The organism is Centipeda infelix ATCC 43532 (genome assembly GCF_000234095.1).
In the GTDB taxonomy this organism is placed as follows: domain Bacteria; phylum Bacillota; class Negativicutes; order Selenomonadales; family Selenomonadaceae; genus Centipeda; species Centipeda infelix.
Window position 1 is genome coordinate 93,258 of record NZ_JH376797.1, and the last position, 16,811, is coordinate 110,068.

The 16,811-nt window shown below is 55.0% G+C and carries 15 protein-coding genes; 9 read left to right on the top strand and 6 right to left on the bottom strand.

The window, feature by feature from the left end; genetic code table 11:
- Positions 1–3 precede the first annotated feature (3 nt).
- Both HMPREF9334_RS00460 and HMPREF9334_RS00465 read left to right on the top strand, forming a co-directional pair.
- On the top strand, positions 4–486 hold the full coding sequence (locus HMPREF9334_RS00460) for a cytochrome c3 family protein (protein ID WP_006691541.1): 483 nt from the start codon (positions 4–6) through the stop codon (positions 484–486).
- On the top strand, positions 479–1,783 hold the full coding sequence (locus HMPREF9334_RS00465) for an ammonia-forming cytochrome c nitrite reductase subunit c552 (protein WP_006306817.1): 1,305 nt from the start codon (positions 479–481) through the stop codon (positions 1,781–1,783). Before HMPREF9334_RS00460 ends, HMPREF9334_RS00465 begins: the two co-directional genes overlap by 8 nt.
- 68 nt (positions 1,784–1,851) lie before the next feature.
- Here the strand turns inward: HMPREF9334_RS00465 and HMPREF9334_RS00470 are convergent, their stop codons facing one another.
- Positions 1,852–2,649, bottom strand: a complete 798-nt coding sequence (locus HMPREF9334_RS00470; protein ID WP_006691542.1) for a sulfite exporter TauE/SafE family protein — start codon at positions 2,647–2,649, stop codon at positions 1,852–1,854.
- 254 nt (positions 2,650–2,903) lie between these two features.
- On the opposite strand from HMPREF9334_RS00470, the gene HMPREF9334_RS00475 reads away from it, so the two are divergent.
- The 4 genes from HMPREF9334_RS00475 to HMPREF9334_RS00490 all read left to right on the top strand — a co-directional run bounded on the left by HMPREF9334_RS00475 (position 2,904) and on the right by HMPREF9334_RS00490 (position 7,520).
- Complete coding sequence (locus tag HMPREF9334_RS00475) at positions 2,904–4,340, top strand: carbon starvation CstA family protein (protein ID WP_006691543.1); 1,437 nt, start codon at positions 2,904–2,906, stop codon at positions 4,338–4,340.
- Between the two features lie 135 nt (positions 4,341–4,475).
- Positions 4,476–5,084, top strand: a complete 609-nt coding sequence (locus HMPREF9334_RS00480; protein ID WP_006691544.1) for a hypothetical protein — start codon at positions 4,476–4,478, stop codon at positions 5,082–5,084.
- A 120-nt stretch (positions 5,085–5,204) separates the two neighbouring features.
- The gene (locus HMPREF9334_RS00485) at positions 5,205–6,038 is read left to right on the top strand and encodes a polysaccharide deacetylase family protein (RefSeq protein WP_006691545.1); all 834 of its coding nucleotides are present in this window, start codon (positions 5,205–5,207) and stop codon (positions 6,036–6,038) included.
- Positions 6,039–6,245: 207 nt separating this feature from the next.
- Positions 6,246–7,520 (top strand): porin, encoded by a 1,275-nt coding sequence (locus tag HMPREF9334_RS00490; RefSeq protein WP_006691546.1) that lies wholly within the window; start codon positions 6,246–6,248, stop codon positions 7,518–7,520.
- Between the two features lie 77 nt (positions 7,521–7,597).
- Here HMPREF9334_RS00490 and HMPREF9334_RS00495 read toward each other — a convergent pair whose 3' ends face one another.
- The 5 genes from HMPREF9334_RS00495 to HMPREF9334_RS00515 are packed head-to-tail and all read right to left on the bottom strand — an operon-like array spanning position 7,598 to position 12,056.
- Positions 7,598–8,410 (bottom strand): HAD-IIB family hydrolase, encoded by an 813-nt coding sequence (locus HMPREF9334_RS00495; protein ID WP_006691547.1) that lies wholly within the window; start codon positions 8,408–8,410, stop codon positions 7,598–7,600.
- On the bottom strand, positions 8,377–8,982 hold the full coding sequence (locus HMPREF9334_RS00500; protein ID WP_006691548.1) for an anthranilate synthase component II: 606 nt from the start codon (positions 8,980–8,982) through the stop codon (positions 8,377–8,379). The genes HMPREF9334_RS00495 and HMPREF9334_RS00500 overlap by 34 nt, the downstream gene beginning before the upstream one ends.
- Entirely contained in the window at positions 8,966–10,468 is a 1,503-nt protein-coding gene (locus tag HMPREF9334_RS00505; protein WP_006691549.1) for an anthranilate synthase component I, read from the bottom strand. The genes HMPREF9334_RS00500 and HMPREF9334_RS00505 overlap by 17 nt, the downstream gene beginning before the upstream one ends.
- The gene (locus tag HMPREF9334_RS00510; protein WP_006691550.1) at positions 10,465–10,770 is read right to left on the bottom strand and encodes a hypothetical protein; all 306 of its coding nucleotides are present in this window, start codon (positions 10,768–10,770) and stop codon (positions 10,465–10,467) included. The genes HMPREF9334_RS00505 and HMPREF9334_RS00510 overlap by 4 nt, the downstream gene beginning before the upstream one ends.
- 56 nt (positions 10,771–10,826) lie before the next feature.
- Positions 10,827–12,056 carry an FAD-dependent oxidoreductase gene (locus HMPREF9334_RS00515; RefSeq protein WP_006691551.1) on the bottom strand — a complete coding sequence of 410 codons (1,230 nt, stop codon included), beginning with the start codon at positions 12,054–12,056 and terminating at the stop codon, positions 10,827–10,829.
- A 311-nt stretch (positions 12,057–12,367) separates the two neighbouring features.
- Between HMPREF9334_RS00515 and HMPREF9334_RS00520 the strand changes: the two genes are divergently transcribed.
- From HMPREF9334_RS00520 to nspC, 3 genes are all read left to right on the top strand, one after another.
- Positions 12,368–14,374: a methyl-accepting chemotaxis protein gene (locus HMPREF9334_RS00520; protein ID WP_006691552.1), complete on the top strand. Its 2,007-nt coding sequence runs from the start codon at positions 12,368–12,370 to the stop codon at positions 14,372–14,374.
- A gap of 87 nt (positions 14,375–14,461) precedes the next feature.
- Entirely contained in the window at positions 14,462–15,661 is a 1,200-nt protein-coding gene (locus HMPREF9334_RS00525) for a saccharopine dehydrogenase family protein (RefSeq protein WP_006691553.1), read from the top strand.
- Positions 15,661–16,788, top strand: coding sequence for a carboxynorspermidine decarboxylase (nspC, locus tag HMPREF9334_RS00530; RefSeq protein WP_006691554.1), 1,128 nt, complete (start codon positions 15,661–15,663; stop codon positions 16,786–16,788). The genes HMPREF9334_RS00525 and nspC overlap by 1 nt, the downstream gene beginning before the upstream one ends.
- Positions 16,789–16,811 lie beyond the last annotated feature (23 nt).

Genomic DNA, 16,811 nt, shown 5'->3' on the forward strand with positions numbered 1-16,811 from the left:
CACATGAATTTGAAGCAGTATGCAAAGGAGCATACGCTGCGCTGTATCATCGGTGCATTTCTCGTGGGACTGTTCGCCGTCGGCGGCGGTATGCTCATGGACAAGGCATCGGCATCGCCGAAGTTCTGCGGCATGTGCCATGCCATGCAGCACGAGGCAAAGACACATGCCATGTCCACACATGCGGACATCGCCTGCGTGGAGTGCCATCTGCCGCACGACAATATTGCCGTTTACTATTTTGAAAAGGGCAAAACAGGCATGCATGACACGCTCCATCAGGTGCTGAACGACTATCCCGTACATATCAAGATCTCCGATCACGGACGGGATATCGTGAATGCCAACTGTCTGCGCTGCCATACATCGACTATGGGGTCGGTATGTCTGGATAGGGGCAAGGACGGAAATGCAAACTGTACGAAGTGTCACAGTGGTATGCCGCATGGTTCCAATCCTTTAGAAGGGGGGATAAGAGTTGAGTAACAGAAAGAAAATCATCGCGGGTGTTGCCGGCGTCTGTGCCCTGTTCTTTGGATTTGTCGCCGTTCGCATCGGCGCGCACCCGAACGATGACAGCATCAAACGCGTGCAGATCCAGGGCGACACTGCTGCCAAGATCGGCAAAGAGGCGTACAAGGACGCCTATCCACTCCAGTACAACTCGTTCATGAAAAATAATGAGGAATCTCCATCGCCCACGGGCTACGGCGGCAGCATGGAGGGCAACAGTCATCTGGAGCACCAGCCCGAGATGCTGGAAAACTTCAAGGGATACAAGTTCGCCATCCAGTATGACGATGACCGCGGGCATACGTATGCGGGCTACGATCTCCTGCATACGAAGAGGCTTCCGGGACAGAAGGGGAGTTGTCTACAGTGCAAGGGTTCGTATGTTTATGATGTGTACTTCAAAGAAGGTGGATGGGCGTATGCATCGAAGCCGTTTGATGAAGTTGCGGCTCCCATCACGATGGACGAGTGGTTCGGCTGCTCGACCTGCCACGATCCCGAGACGATGGAGCTGCGCGTATATCAGCAGGGCTTCATTGAGTCGATGGCAAAGCGCGGTGTGGACGTAAATGCGGCGACGCATAACGAGATGCGTGCCTATGTGTGCTCGCAGTGTCATACAGAGTACTACTTCACCGCCGAGGATGGTCGTGTCGCACATCCATACGAGAACGGTCTGGATGCCGAGTCCGAGTATCAGTACTATCAGTCCGGACAGGCAGGCGGATTCAAGGGTGACTGGATGCACCCCGACTCCAAGACGATGATGCTCAAGGCGCAGCATCCGGAGTTCGAGACGTGGGCGACGAGTGTCCATGCCGATGCCGGTGTTACCTGCGTGGACTGCCACATGCCCTATATGCGTGACGGCGGCAAGAAGTACACCTCGCACTGGATGACGAGCCCGCTGAAGACCACGCAGCAGTCTTGTCTGAAGTGTCATGACGAGAGCGAGGAGACCCTCGTTGCACGCGTCAAGACCATCCATGACAACACGTTCAAACTCCAGCGTATCGCGGGACAGACCGTTGCACGCGCACACCGCACGGTCAAGGCTGCGATGGATGCGGGCGTGCCCGATGCAGCACTTGAAGATGCACGCGCGAAGATTCGCGAAGCACAGTGGTACTGGGATTGGGTTGCCGCCGAGAACGGCATGGGCTTCCATAACCCCGACAAGATCATGCGTACCCTTGGGCTTTCGATTGATCTCGCACATCAGGCAATCGAGTCCGCCGAGGGAGCACGCCACGGCTTCCAGCCGCTCTGATCGGAGCACAAAGAAACCAAAAAAGAATCGCCTCATGTTGGGGCGATTCTTTTTACGTTCGGTTTGTTTTACAGCATCCCGCTCATCCAGATGAGACGAACGCCAAGCGCGAACATGGCGAGAGAGAGGAGGACGAGGATGACCTTGGACTTCGTCTTCTGCGAGATGGCAGCACCGATCTGAGCGCCGACGGCGGCACCGATGGAGATGCAGATGGCGGGCGTCCATACGACGTGCCCGAGCCAGACGTGACTGACGACACCGAACGCCGCCGAGCAGGCAAGGACGAAATGCGAGGTCGCCGTCGCCATGTGTACGGGGAAGCCGAGCAGGTAGACCATGAGCGGCACATGGATCACGCCGCCGCCGATGCCGAAGATGCTCGAGATGAAGCCGACGCCTGCGCTCGAGCCGATGCCGAGCGAGCGGTTGAATGTGAAGCCTGCAGGGAGCGTGTGGACATCCGTATGTTTCTTGTGCGTGGCGTTCCAATACATGAGCAGTGCCATCACAAGCAGGAATGAACCATATGAGATGTAGAGCATCGGTCCCGTGAAGTCGTCGACGATGTACGATCCAAGAAATGCGCCCGGCAGCGTCGCGAGCGCAAACGGTACTGCGGCAGGGAAGTAGACGCGCTGCTGACGAATGTAGGCGAGCGTCCCCGAGAGGGCGTTTGCAAACACAATGACGAGCGATGTGCCCGTGATCTGTGCTGCCGTGTGAAAGTACGGATAGACACCGCCGTCCGACAGGAAGAAGATAAAGATCGGCACGCAGATCAAGCCGCCGCCGATGCCGACGAGCGTTCCAAACGTGCCGACAAAGAGTCCGAGGATGAGAAAGAGCAGAATATCAAGTCCCATAGGAAAACCTCCCCAAATACGGAAAGCCTACAAATAAGGCTTCCCAAACACATTGCTCATTATAACACAAAGGAACTATTAGACAAGGGGGCGCAGTTGTGATATGATGAGCGCAAAGAAGCCGATTTGCTATTTTGGGGACTTGTTTTAGGAGAGCTTCTTTGAAATTATATTAGGAAGGAGGATCGGGGAAGGGGCGCCGGCATGGTCTGGCACGTAATCTTAGTAAGTACTAAAGAAAGAAGTGACAACGTATGGTTACATTTCTTGGTGCGCTTGCCACACTCATCATCGGCTACATGGTCTATGGTGCAATCGTGGATCGGGCGTTTGGGCGTACGGGGGAAGTCGCGCCTGCGATTCGGCTCGAGGATGGAGTGGACTACATCCCGCTGCCGACGTGGAAGGTGTTCCTCATCCAGCTGTTGAACATCGCAGGTCTCGGCCCGATCTTCGGTGCGCTTGCGGGGGCTCTCTGGGGCCCGAGCGTCTATCTCTGGATTGTTTTCGGTACCATCTTCGCCGGAGGTGTGCACGACTATCTTTCGGGTATGATCTCGTTTCGTGAGGACGGCAAGAGCCTCTCGGAGATTGTCGGAAAGAATCTGGGGCATATCATGCTACAGATCATGCGTATCTTTTCAATTGTTCTGCTCGTCCTCGTCGGTGTCGTCTTTATGACGGGACCTGCGATGCTGCTCGCGAAGCTCACAAGTATGGACGTACTCATGTGGCTCGGTATCATTTTCATCTACTACACAATGGCGACGCTGTTGCCGATCGACAAGATCATTGCGCGGTTCTATCCGCTCTTTGGTATCTGCCTCATTGTCATGGCACTTGGTATCATGGGCGGTATGCTCTTTGGTGTCGGTGGTCACGTCATGCCGGAGATGACACTTGAGAATCTGCATCCGAAACAGCTGCCGATTTGGCCACTCCTCTTCATCACGGTTGCGTGTGGCGCGGTTTCTGGTTTCCATGCGACGCAGTCGCCGATCATGTCACGCTGCCTCAATGATGAGCGCATGGGGCGCCCTGTCTTCTACGGCGCGATGGTCGCCGAGGGAATCATCGCACTCTGCTGGGCTGCAGCGGGCGCAACGTTCTACGATGGTACGGCAGGGCTCGGCGCGGCACTCAAGGAGGCAGGCCCCGGCGGTGTCGTCTATGAGATCTGCAACGGCTTTATGGGCGTTGTCGGCATTGGCGGCGTGAGTATCGGCGCGGTTCTCGCGATGCTCGGTGTTATCGCCTGCCCGATTACCTCCGGTGACACGGCATTCCGCTCCGCACGTCTGACGCTCGCAGACTGGCTCAACATCCCGCAGAAGGAGGCTCCGAAGCGCCTTCTCATTGCTGTTCCGATGCTCGGCATCGGTCTCGTCCTCTCGCAGATGGATTTCTCGATTATCTGGCGTTATTTCTCGTGGGCAAATCAGACCCTCGCGATGATTACACTCTGGATGGGGGCGGCGTATCTCTACCTGCATAAGCCAGGCTCGTATGCCTACGTTGTAGCGCTCGTGCCGGCGATCTTTATGTCGGCGGTTACGACGACATATCTCCTGCAGGCTCCCGAGGGCTTCGGGCTCCCGACCAACATTACCTATCCGGCCGGCATTGGCTTCGCAATCCTCTTCACAGCACTTTTTGTTCGCGCATACATCCTGCGCAAGAGAACGCTCTGACAGATAAGAGTTTTATAGACCGCCGTACAAGGGGACGGCGGTTTTTCTTGCAAATTTAATATTTTATGGTAAAATAGTACCATATTAGCAACGGAAGGATACCCGTTCGCATACGAAAAGGGAGGAGCTATACACATGGCGAAGACCGAAGAGACAGAGGAGAAAGACGTATCCAAAGAGTCAAGGAAACCCTCTGAGGAAGAGGCTCTGCGCGAGCGCATCGGCGGAGCAAAGGAAGGAAAGAAGGCGGCTGCTGAGAGCACCGTATCTGGAGGAAATGAAATGGCAACAGAGACACCCGTATCCGAAGGCATGACGAAAGTAGAGAAGTTCAAGGCGTTCTTAGAAGAAAATGACCTCAGCTTCTTTGACGACCCGCAGTCCTTTGATGATGAATACCATACGACACGTTTCAACTCGCGCATCGAGGCGAAGGGGCAGATTATGCCGATGGCGATCTTTATCGACGACAGCATCTTTACAATCATCCGCACAAACGTAGCAGCGGGCATCAACGTAAAGAATGTCGATCGGATCAAGAACTACCTCAATGCACTCAATGCAGAGTACAAAATCTTTAAGTACTATCTCCGCGAGGACGGCAGCATCTATCTCGATGTCTGCGTTCCGTCTGTGGCCGAAACGTTCGACGGTGTCATGATCCGAACGTTGCTCGGGATCATCGTGAAGCACCTTGAGGATGTCTATGAGGATCTCATGGCGGAGGTCTGGGCGAAAGACTGAGCAAAGCTGGATGCCGAGAGACTGTCTGCGGACAGTCTCTTTTTCTGTGCTTGATTTTCCTTTCATATCTGGGTACAATAAAGTGCGTCAAAGATATGTGTGCAGCAGGGGAGGGATGGAATGGACTGGAAGAAGATGATCGGCGGGCGGCAGTTCTGGACATTGATCGCGGTACTGTTCATCCTTCTCGGTGTTGTGATGATCGTTGGACATTCGCGTGAGGAGGCATCGCCTGCGCCTCTGCCTGCTGCCGAGGATGATGCAAAGGTGCTTGTGCTCAACTATCACATGGTGAACTCCATGTTTATCTCGCTTGCGATTGAGCCGGAAGACTTTGATTGGCAGATGAAGTATCTTGTCGATCATGGCTATCACAGCATCACGCTCGATGAACTCTATGCCTTTCTGGAGGGGCAGGGGAGACTTCCGGATCGTCCTGTACTTATCACGTTCGATGACGGCTATGTTGACAACTATACAAATGCCTATCCGATCCTCAAAAAATACGATCTCAAGGCGACCATCTTCATTGTGACCGGCTTTGTCAGCAAGCGCAAGGGGTATCTCACATGGGATCAGCTGCGTGAGATGGAGCAGCACGGTATTACGGCGCAGTCCCATACCGTGACCCATGCGCCTCTGCCGGAGCTGTCCGATGAGCGCATCCGTGAGGAACTGGTTGTGTCGAAGCAACAGGCAGAGGCAGAGCTCGGGCATCCCGTCGAGTTCATCGCATATCCGACGGGCGTGCATGATCTGCACATTGTCTCCCTTGCGAAGGAGGCTGGGTATAAGGGCGGTTTTACGGTTAAATACGGTAACGTTGATCGGAACAGCAATGTCTATGCAATGGAACGTGTGCCGATCTTCCGCACAGGAGCAACGAATGTGGACTTCGTTGATCGTCTGCGTTATACGTCGAATATTACTCAGTACGGATGGACGAGAAATTGATGGAAAGGGAACGAATCTCATTTGGGAAATACATTCAAAATGATACTACAACAAGCATTTCACACTTTGCAAACGATTGACATTGTGCTATAATGACGAATGTAAATCCGTATACAGGACGGCCGCGAGGAAACATGGATACTCCGTTCTCCTGTGCGCGGGTCAGATTTTATGTACTGCGGGGAACCCCGCAAAGGAGGAATTACTATGAAGAAGACAATGGTGGCTGCTCTGGCAGCAGCAATGACCATCGGCGCTGCGTCCACGACGTTCGCCGCTGCGAATCCGTTCTCGGATGTGCCCCGTGATCACTGGGCATACGATGCTGTGACGCAGCTTGCTGCGGACGGTGTTGTCGAGGGCTACGGCGACGGCACGTATCGCGGCGACCGCAACATCACGCGTTACGAGATGGCGCAGATGGTCGCAAAGGCGATGGCAAAGGAGAACGTTCCTGTATCGGATAAGGCTCTCATCGACCGTCTCGCAGCTGAGTTCGCCGATGAGCTCAACAATCTCGGCGTTCGTGTCTCGAACCTCGAGAAGCATGCGGATATGGTGAAGTTCACGGGCTACCTCCGCTATGACTACTTCAGCAATCGTAAGGAAGATGCAGCAAAGAAGAACAAGGATCGCGTTCGCTTCCGTCTCTTCCCCTCGGCAGAGGTTAACGATCACTGGAAGGTCAACGCGCGTCTTGATACTGAGTACTACATGAACAAGGATGACAGCAGCTCGATGACGCTTGCGCGTGCCTATGCTGATGGCAACTACGGCAAGCTGAATGTCAAGCTTGGCAAGATGGATCTCTACTCCGGCGCGGATGACGGGCTGGTTCTTGATACCGGTATCTCGGGTGCAAAGGTTACGTTCGGCAATGTTGTCAAGGCATCGGTTACGGCTGGTCGTGTCAAGGATTTCGGCGATGGTGACACAAAGGCTGCGAACTGGCATGATATGAAGAATTTCGATTTTGCAGCAAACTATCAGGGGATCGAGCTCACTGCTGCGATGGGCAAACTCACGGGCGGTGTCGGCTACCATCATCTGAACAGCACCTATTTCCGTGATGCTAAAAAGGCTCCCCGCTACAGCAAGACGAGCACGGATAATGCAAACATCTGGGCGGTTGGTGCTAGCTATAAGTTTGACAAGAATGTTGCACTGAAGGCTGCATACGCACAGAACACGGAGGCTGACTACTACCACAAGTCTGCAGCTGTCCAGCTCGACTACAAGGGCGCAAAGAAGTCTGATATGGGTTCGTGGGGGGCATATGTTGCCTATCGTCACCTCAACAAGTATGCAGCACTTGCACCGACCTACACCATCCTCGGGCGTGATCAGAAGGGCTGGGCTGTCGGCGCATCCTATATGCTCTTCAAGAACGTGACGACGAAGGCGGAGTACTTCCGTGGCAAGGATATCACGGCGGACAAGAAGGCAAGCACGCTCTTTGGTCGCGTTGAGTTCGCGTTCTAATCTGACTTGCTCCATCAGCGGAATTACCGCACAGCAAAAAGAGCACTGCAATCGCAGTGCTCTTTTACTATGTCTGATTATAATATCTCTTTCAAGATCCACGGCACAAGCGGCTCTCTGCATGGCGGGGCAATGCGGTCTGCCGCCGCCTTTGCATCCTCCGAGGCATCCTCAGGAGCAATGCCGATGTCCGCCATACGAAGAAGCTCGACATCGTTCTCATAGTCGCCGCAGGCGATGATGCGCCGCCCCGCATAGGCGGGCATCGCCTTCAGTACCTCTGCCATTGCGCCCTTACTCGTGCAGGGGGGGACGAACTCAAGGTAGTTGGCCTCGGAGTAGAACGAGTTGGAGCATTTGTCAATGCCGAGTTCCTGCGCCAGCCGTTCGACGAAGCTCAGGTTGATCGGCGCGTCGCAGATAAAGAATTTTAGCCATGTCTCGTCCTCGACCGTCTTCAAATTGGTATGGTTCACATTGTAGAACTCGTCGTCGAGACGCGGGTCGTCGTTTGCCTCGGGGCTGAGGATATTGCACTGCTCTGCCGTATAGACCTCGACGCAGGCGCGCGGAAACTGATAGAGGACACGCGCAGCAAACGTGCGCCAGAGATCGCCGTCGAGGGTGCGCGTCTCAAGCACCTGATTTGCAGCGAGATCCTTGAGCATCGCGCCGTTGAAGAAGATGCTCGGTGCATTGACTGTGATGCCATCGAGGTAGGGGAGGGCGGACTCGGGTGTACGTCCCGTCGCGGCGGCGAATGCACCGCCAGCCGCCGTAAACGCATTGAGTGCACGGATATTCTCCTCAGAGATCATTTCATAGCGCGGGATCAGCGTGCCGTCCAGATCGCTGATCAGAAGGATATCGTCGTATCGTTTTTCGCACATAGTACACCAATGCCTATCAGATAGTTTTCCATCATCGCGGGACCGTCATGTGTCAGAATGGATTCGGGATGAAACTGGATGCCCTCAATGGGGAGCGTCTTGTGGCGTATGCCCATGATCGTACCGTCCCCGAGGTCGCTCGTGATCTCGAGCACATCGGGCAGACTTTCGCGCTCAATGATGAGGGAGTGGTAGCGTGCGACCTGTGTGCCCGCATGGATGTTATGATAGATCCCTGTGCCGTGATGGCGGATGGGGGATGCCTTGCCGTGAACGATCTCGTGTGCGCGAACGACACGACCGCCGAACACCTCGCCGATTGCCTGATGCCCGAGGCAAATCCCCAGGATCGGGACTTCACCGCCCAGCTCGCGTATGATGTCCTCCGTGATCCCCGCATCCTTTGGCAGTCCGGGACCGGGAGAGATCACAATGCCCTCATAGTTCTTGTTGCGGATTTCATCGACCGTTGTTACATCGTTTCGGATGACCTCGACCTCTGCACCGAGGTTCGTGAGCAGCTGATAGATGTTGTAGGTGAAAGAATCGTAGTTGTCAAGCAAAAGCAGCATCGTTCTCCACCTCCTCTACCACCTCGAAGAGTGCCTTCGCCTTTTGCAGGATCTCGAGGTATTCCTTCTCGGGCACGGAGTCTTTGACGATGCCTGCACCTGCCTGGATGATCGCTGTGTCGTCATTCTCGATGCACATGGTACGCAGAGTGATGCACATATCCATGTTCCCACGAAAGTCCATATAGCCGACCGTGCCTGCGTAGAAACCGCGATTCTCATGCTCCTCTTCGTGAATGATCTCCATGGCTCGCAGCTTCGGTGCGCCGCTGACCGTCCCTGCGGGAAAGGTTGCACGCAGGACATCCATCGGTGTGTAGGCGGGATCAATCGTACCGACCACACTGCTGACCATGTGCGAGACATGGGAGAATCGCTCGACCTCCATCAGTTTTGGTACGCGTACTGAGCCGGGGACGCTGATGCGTCCGAGATCGTTGCGTGCAAGGTCGACGAGCATCGCGTGCTCGGCACATTCCTTTTCATCGGCACGTAGCTCTGTGGCGAGCAGCGCGTCCTCCTCATCCGTTTTGCCGCGTTTGCGCGTCCCTGCGATGGGGTAAGTATAGACCGTCTTGTCCGAGACCTTGACGAGCATTTCGGGGGAGGCCCCGACAAGTTTCACCTCACCGAAGTTGTAGTAGAACATATAAGGAGAGGGGTTGACCTGCCGCAGGCGGCGATAGAAAAGGAATGCAGGGCGCGTGACCTTTGTACGGAAACGGAAGGACGGCACCGCCTGAAAGATGTCGCCCGCGTAGATGTGTTCCTTGATTGTGTTGATGGTCGCGAGAAAGTCAGCGGAGGGGGGCCCATACTCCGCCATAAAGTCCACGGGGGTGCTGCGTTTCGTCTTTGGCGTGGCGGGGGGGGCGAATGGCGTGGCAAGGCGTTTGCACATCGCGGTGAGACGCTCCATAATCGTGTCATAGAGTTCATCCACATCCTCGCCTGTATGGATATCTGCAAGGTAGTGGAGCTGCGCGCTGTTACGCAGGGCATCGTAGACGACAAGATATCGGCACATCATGAATTGTCCGAGCAACTGCTCACCGCCAAGTTCTACCCCGCGTACGCGGTCGAAGGTGGCCGCCGTCTCGTATGAAAAATAGCCCGCCAGTCCGCCATGGACGAGGGGAAGGCTTTCACCGTTCGCTGTAGCGGGCATGAAGCGTGCAGCATATGTCTTTATCGTTTCGTGCGGAACGCCCTCGATGCTCTTCATTAGACCGTTCTCGTTTACGAGTAGCTTGTCCGCAAAGACCTGAATGTTGACAAACGGCTCACCGCCGATGAAGGAGTAGCGCCCAAACTGCTGCTGGGTCGTGTCGACGGACTCCATGATATAGCCCTTTTTGTCTCCGACCAGCTTGTAGTAGATGGATACAGGTGTGTCGAGATCCATCGTCAGCTCCGTGGAGACCGTGATGAGGTTCGCTGTCTGCGCCGCTGTGATAAAATCTTCTTTCGTCAGACTCAGCTTCATTTATTGATCTCCATGACAACATCTCGCTCCTTGCGTCCAAGCACCCAGCCAAGTACCTTCAGCTCGGCATAGAGCATCTGTTGTTGCTCGCGGTTGTTCTCACGGCTGAGTTTCAGCTGCTTGTACTGCTGTCGACCGAGGTTGTAGCGTGCGAGGATCTCCGCCTCGCTGCGCATCTTGTGGCGTCCGCCGGCGTGCATCCGCACGAGTTCCTCTATCTCTGCCTCGCCGTACGTGGGTGGAGGCGGCGGTGCTGCCATCTGCCGGACAAGATCGGTGAGTTCGCGATCACTCATGTTCATAAATGTCTCCTTTACTTCCATTGTGCGCGGCAGACAGCATCTCACAGAGTACACCGTCAGGATTTCGCGCTGTTCTCCTCCATATAGCGGATCATCGCCTCGGCAACGTGCTTTGCATCTCTGACGGCGTGCACGACGGTCCATGGTCCCTGCACAACGTCACCTGCTGAGAATACGCCGGGACGTTCGGTCATGCCATTCTCATCAACCTTCACCAATCCCTTCTCGTTCAAGGTAATGCCCGTTGTTGAGCGGGCGATCTTGTCCTTTGCCGCCTGACTTGCCGCGATGACGGTGCTGTCAGCGGGAACGAGATAGGGAGCACCTTCGCTGATTAAATTTTGCTCCTCATCAAAAATGCGGTCATACAGCATCGGCCCCTCGGGCGTAACGGAGTGGATGCCCTTGCCGTATTGGATCTCACAGCCGTCCATGAGAGCATACTCGAGCTCGCGCTCGCTCGCCGAGATCCCGTTTCGTCGGGCGTAGATCGTGACATATCGGCTGCCCTTGCGGATCGCCGTACGTGCGACATCCATTGCAGAGTTGCCCGAGCCAATGACAGCAACGCGGTCGCCGAGGTGATAGACATCAGGGTTCTGGAGATAGTTGACGGCAAAGTGGCAGTTGCCAAGCGTCTCGCCGTGGATGCCAAGGCTTTTCGCACGCCATGCGCCCGTCCCCATAAAGATGGTCTCGTAGCCGTCACGGAAGAGATCATCCACCGTTAGCGCACCGCCGATCGTCGTGTTCGGGCGGATGTGGATACCAAGCGTGTAGAGCTTTTCCTCATAGCGGTCAAGGGTCGAGGGCGGCAGACGAAAATCGGGGATGCCGTAGCGCAGCATTCCACCGATGCGCTGCATCCGCTCGAAGATCGTGACACCGTAGCCTTCCTGTGCGAGCTTGACTGCGACAACAATGCCTGCAGGTCCCGCGCCAATGACGGCGACATTGTGTCCGTTGTAGGATTTACGTTCGAGGACGAGCTTGTCGAGGTAAGTGTCCGAGATGTAGTGTTCGATGCTCGAGATCTGAACCGGCGCACCGCGCCGTCCCTGGATGCAGTTGCCCTCGCACTGTGCGTCGTGATCGCACACGAGCGAGCAGAAAACACTCATCGGGTTATTATCGTAAAGCATCGCGCCCGCCTCATTGATCTTACCGTCGAGAAAGAGGCGGATCATTTCCGGGACGTTGGTCTGTACGGGACAGCCCTTGATGCGGCAGAGCGGCTTCTTGCATTGGAGACAGCGACGAGACTCGTTAATGACGTGAACAGCCATTGTTGATGATTCCTTTCGTTATGTTGTAAAGCTTCCTAAATGATTGTATACACAGGGATTATTATATCACAATTCAATTGGTATGTCATAGGAAGTAGAAAAAGAATCTGTCTTTTCCTGTAAAAAGGGACGAACAGAGATTTTGGTCCACCGATTGTGTTTTTGTTATCAAATTTCCATAGTGTTCAAAAACTTATTTTTATTACCAATATGGGTGTTTATATACAAAGACCTTGTTATTTCGAAAAGATTGTGCTAGGGTGAAAAAGCCCATGATAGATGGATGTTGTTATGGAAGAGGGGGAACAGTTGTGCAGTTTAAGTCAATTCGGACAAAGTTTTTGGTATCTGTGTTGCCTGTGATGCTTGTCGGTTTTCTTGTGTTCTTCGCCGTCAGCTACAAGATGGCGAGCAATATGCTCGTAGAGAACGCGGATACAATCGGCAAGGGGGTCGGAAAGCAGGCAGCCCTTGAGGTGCGGCGTATCTTCGATACGAACGAGGTGCATCTTGGGATGTTGGCACGGAGCTCAGCGATCCTTCACGGTGATGATGCGGCGAGGCTTGCAAAGATGCAGGAGGTCCAGCAGGATACCGATGTGTTCTCAAACATTTCCTATCTGGATCTGAACGGGATAGGCATTGACTCAGCCGGCAGTGTAATTGACCGCAGTGACCGTGACTATTTCAAGAAGTCGGTTCAGACACAGAAGGTGGTCGTCTCTGAGCCGATCATCTCGGCGATTACAGGAAAGGTGGTTGTTGTCATCGCTGTGCCGGTGATCGAGAACGGAACGCTCATGGGCATTGTGACGGGGACGATCGGGCTCTCGCGCTTTGATGATACGCTCGCGAAGATGACGACGTACCGCACGGGACAGCTTGTCGTCATGGATGAGACGGGGCTTGTCATCATCCATCCGAACGAGGCGGCGCAGGTCGGCAAGCTCGACTTTAGCAAGGAGGTGTCGAGCGTCAAGCTCTCGACGAGCCTTGTGGATGCCTTCAAGGCTGTGATTGACAAGGATGAGCCCGCCCTTGCACACTATACACGTGAGTCGGGTGAGGAGATGACGGGGACGCTCGTGCCGATTCACCTTGATGGTCGTCGTTGGGTTGTCATGTCGGAGGCATCCGACAGTGAGATTTTGGAGAATGCACACAGTCTGCTGTCTGTGCTTGCCGTTTTGACCGTTGTTATTCTTCTTGTAATCTCGGCGATTATCTTCTTCATTTCCAACAGCTTTGCGGCAAATATTCAAAAGGTGGTCCGTGTCTGCGAGATTATCAACAGCGGTGATCTGCGCGAAATACCGAAAACGATTACCTCACAGGATGAGATGGGACAGCTCTCAGATGGCTTTATCAAGATGCGGCATACGCTCAACACGCTGATTAAGAGGATTCAGTCCAACGCAGCGGAGCTCTCAACCTCGGCGGAGGGGCTCACTGAGGCTTCGCAGCAGTCGGCGGAGGCATCGAATCATGTTGCGATGTCAATCTCAGAAATTGCAGAAGGTGCTGAGCGTCAGTCTGCAGCCTCCTCTTCTGTCGCAAAAGCAACGGCATCGATTTCAAACCATGCGGAAAAGATGTCGAAGCAGGCGGATGTAGTTGCAGAGGTGACGAATAATACGGTTGAGCGCGTACGTGAGGGGCGTTCCTCCATCGACGAGGTTGTCAACTACATGGAGCAGATCAAAAATGGGTCTGAGACCGTGGATGCTGCGATCTCGGCGCTCGGAAAGAGTTCCGAGGAGATCAGTCACAGCGTCGAGGTGATCGGCAGTATTGCTGAGCAAACGAATCTGCTCGCGCTCAATGCAGCCATTGAGGCGGCACGTGCAGGCGAGCATGGCCGTGGATTTGCGGTGGTCGCCGAGGAGGTGCGAAAGCTCGCTGAGGAATCAGGCGAGTTCTCGAAAAAGATCTCTGAGACGATGCAGTCCGTACAGGCAGATATGGAGCGTGCGGTCGAGGCGGGCAAACGCGGCAGTGAGTATGTCGGGCACGGTCTGGACTCGGTGCGTACGGCAGACGGTGTGTTCCAGTCGATTGCAGAGTCGATTCAGCAGCTCGGCGACGGTGTGAAGGACATTACCGCAAGCATCCGCCAGATGGAGGATGAGACGCAGACAGTACGTGCGCAGATTGAGGAGATCCAAAAGGTCAGCACGGCAAACGCTGACGGCGCGCAGAGTGTATCTGCGGCAACCGAGGAGCAGTCGGCATCAATGCAGGAGGTTGCTGCGGCGACGCGCCGCCTCTCCGGCCTTGCCGATGAACTTGCGGATGAGACGAAGAAATTCAAACTCTAAACGAAAAGAATTTGATGGGGGTTACTGCACTTGCAGTGACCCCTTTCCTGTTGTATGATAGGGGGCATAGGTAAAGGAGGCGTTTCCATGGGAAAAGCGATGATTATTGGAGCGGGCGGCGTTGCAAGTGTTGCCGTGCATAAATGCTGTCAGAATCCGGAGGTGTTCGAGGAGATCCTCATTGCCTCGCGTACAAAGTCGAAATGTGACGCACTGAAGGAGAAGCTGGACGGCGGCAAGACGAAGATTCGGACGGCAGCGGTAGATGCGGATGATGTTCCGGCACTGACCGCACTTATCCGCGATTTTCAGCCCGATGTGGTGCTGAATCTTGCGCTCCCATATCAGGATCTGCACATCATGGACGCATGCCTTGCGGCGGGCGTGCACTATGTCGATACGGCGAACTACGAGCCGGAGGACACGGCGAAGTTCGAGTACAGCTGGCAGTGGGCATACGCCGATCGTTTCCGCGAGGCGGGGCTGACGGCTCTGCTCGGCTCGGGCTTTGATCCCGGTGTGACGGGTGTGTTCAGCGCATACGCCATGAAGCATGAGTTTGACGAGATCAACTACATCGACATCCTCGACTGCAACGGCGGCGACCACGGCTATCCCTTTGCGACGAATTTCAACCCCGAGATCAACATCCGTGAGGTCTCAGCGAAGGGCAGCTACTGGGAAAACGGCGCATGGGTCGAGACGGAGCCGATGGAGATCAAGCGCGTCTACGACTTCGCCGAGGTCGGTCAAAAGGATATGTATCTCCTGCACCATGAGGAGCTTGAGTCGCTTGCAAAAAATATCAAGGGCATCAAGCGTATTCGCTTCTTTATGACGTTCGGCGAGAGCTATCTGACGCATTTGCGCTGCCTTGAGAACGTCGGCATGACCTCGATCGAGCCGATTGACTTTGAGGGGCACAAGATCATCCCGCTCCAATTCCTCAAGGCAGTGCTGCCCGACCCCGCGAGCCTCGGCCCGCGCACGAAGGGCAAGACGAACATCGGCTGCATCTTCTGCGGAAAGAAGGACGGCAAGGACAAGAATTACTACCTCTACAACGTCTGTGACCACGAGAAATGCTATGCCGAAGTCGGCTCTCAGGCGGTCGCCTATACGACGGGCGTGCCCGCGATGATCGGGGCGATGATGGTGATGACGGGCAAGTGGCGCAAACCGGGCGTGTTCAATGTCGAGGAGTTCGATCCTGACCCGTTTATGGACGCGCTCAATGTCTGGGGGCTGCCGTGGCAGGAGAGCCACAGCCCCGTGCTGGTAGACTGATGACGTGGCGCACGGAGTGGGATGTCGTTCCCACACCTTCGTACCTCGTCTACGAGGAGCTGCTTGAGAAAAATCTGCGCATTCTTGCGGAATTGGCGGAGGATACAGGGGCAAAGGTGCTGCTCGCCCAGAAATGCTTTTCCATGTATCACTACTATCCGCTGATCGGGCGTTATCTCTCGGGTACAACGGCGAGCGGCATCTATGAGGCACGGCTGTCGCAGGAGGAGATGGGCAAGGAGAACCATGTCTTTAAGCCCGCCTACGAGGAGAACGAGATCCCGCGCCTTGCGGCGATCTGTGACCACATTGTATTTAACTCGTTTGCTCAGTGGGAGCGGTTCGGTGCGGCGGCGCGTGCAGCGGGCGCATCCTGTGGCATCCGCATCAATCCCGAACGCTCGACGCAGGAGCACGCGATCTATGATCCCTGTGCGCCGAACTCACGCCTTGGCGTGAAGATTGCAGACTTCCGTGCGGACTTGCTTGAGGGAATCGACGGACTTCACTTCCATACGCTCTGCGAGCAGGGGGCGGATGCACTTGCCGCGACGCTTGAAGCTGTCGAGGAGAAGTTTGGGAAATATCTCCACGGGATGAAGTGGCTGAATTTCGGCGGCGGACATCACATCACGCGTGAGGGCTATGATATTCCCCTGCTCAAGCGGCTGATCCGCCATGTGCAGGACACCTATGATGTCGCGGTCTATCTTGAGCCGGGCGAGGCGGTCGCGCTCAATGCGGGCTTCCTCGTCGCCGAGGTGCTCGACGTGCAGACGGATGGGAATGTCATTCTGAACACGTCAGCAGCCTGTCATATGCCCGATGTCATCGAGATGCCCTATCGTCCGCCGGTCATAGGCGCGGGTGCGGCCGGGGAGAAGGTGCATACTTATACGCTTGCGGGACCAACCTGTCTTGCGGGCGATACGATTGGCACATATTCGTTTGATACACCGCTGAGCGTTGGCGACCGCGTCGTCTTCGGCGACATGGCGATCTATACGATGGTGAAGAACAATACGTTCAACGGAATGCCTTTGCCGAACATCATCGCCGTTTCACCGAGCGGAGAGTGGGAGATTGTGCGTGAATTCGGATATGAAGATTTCAAGATGAGACTTTGAGTGAGGGAGCTGTTGCACGGAGC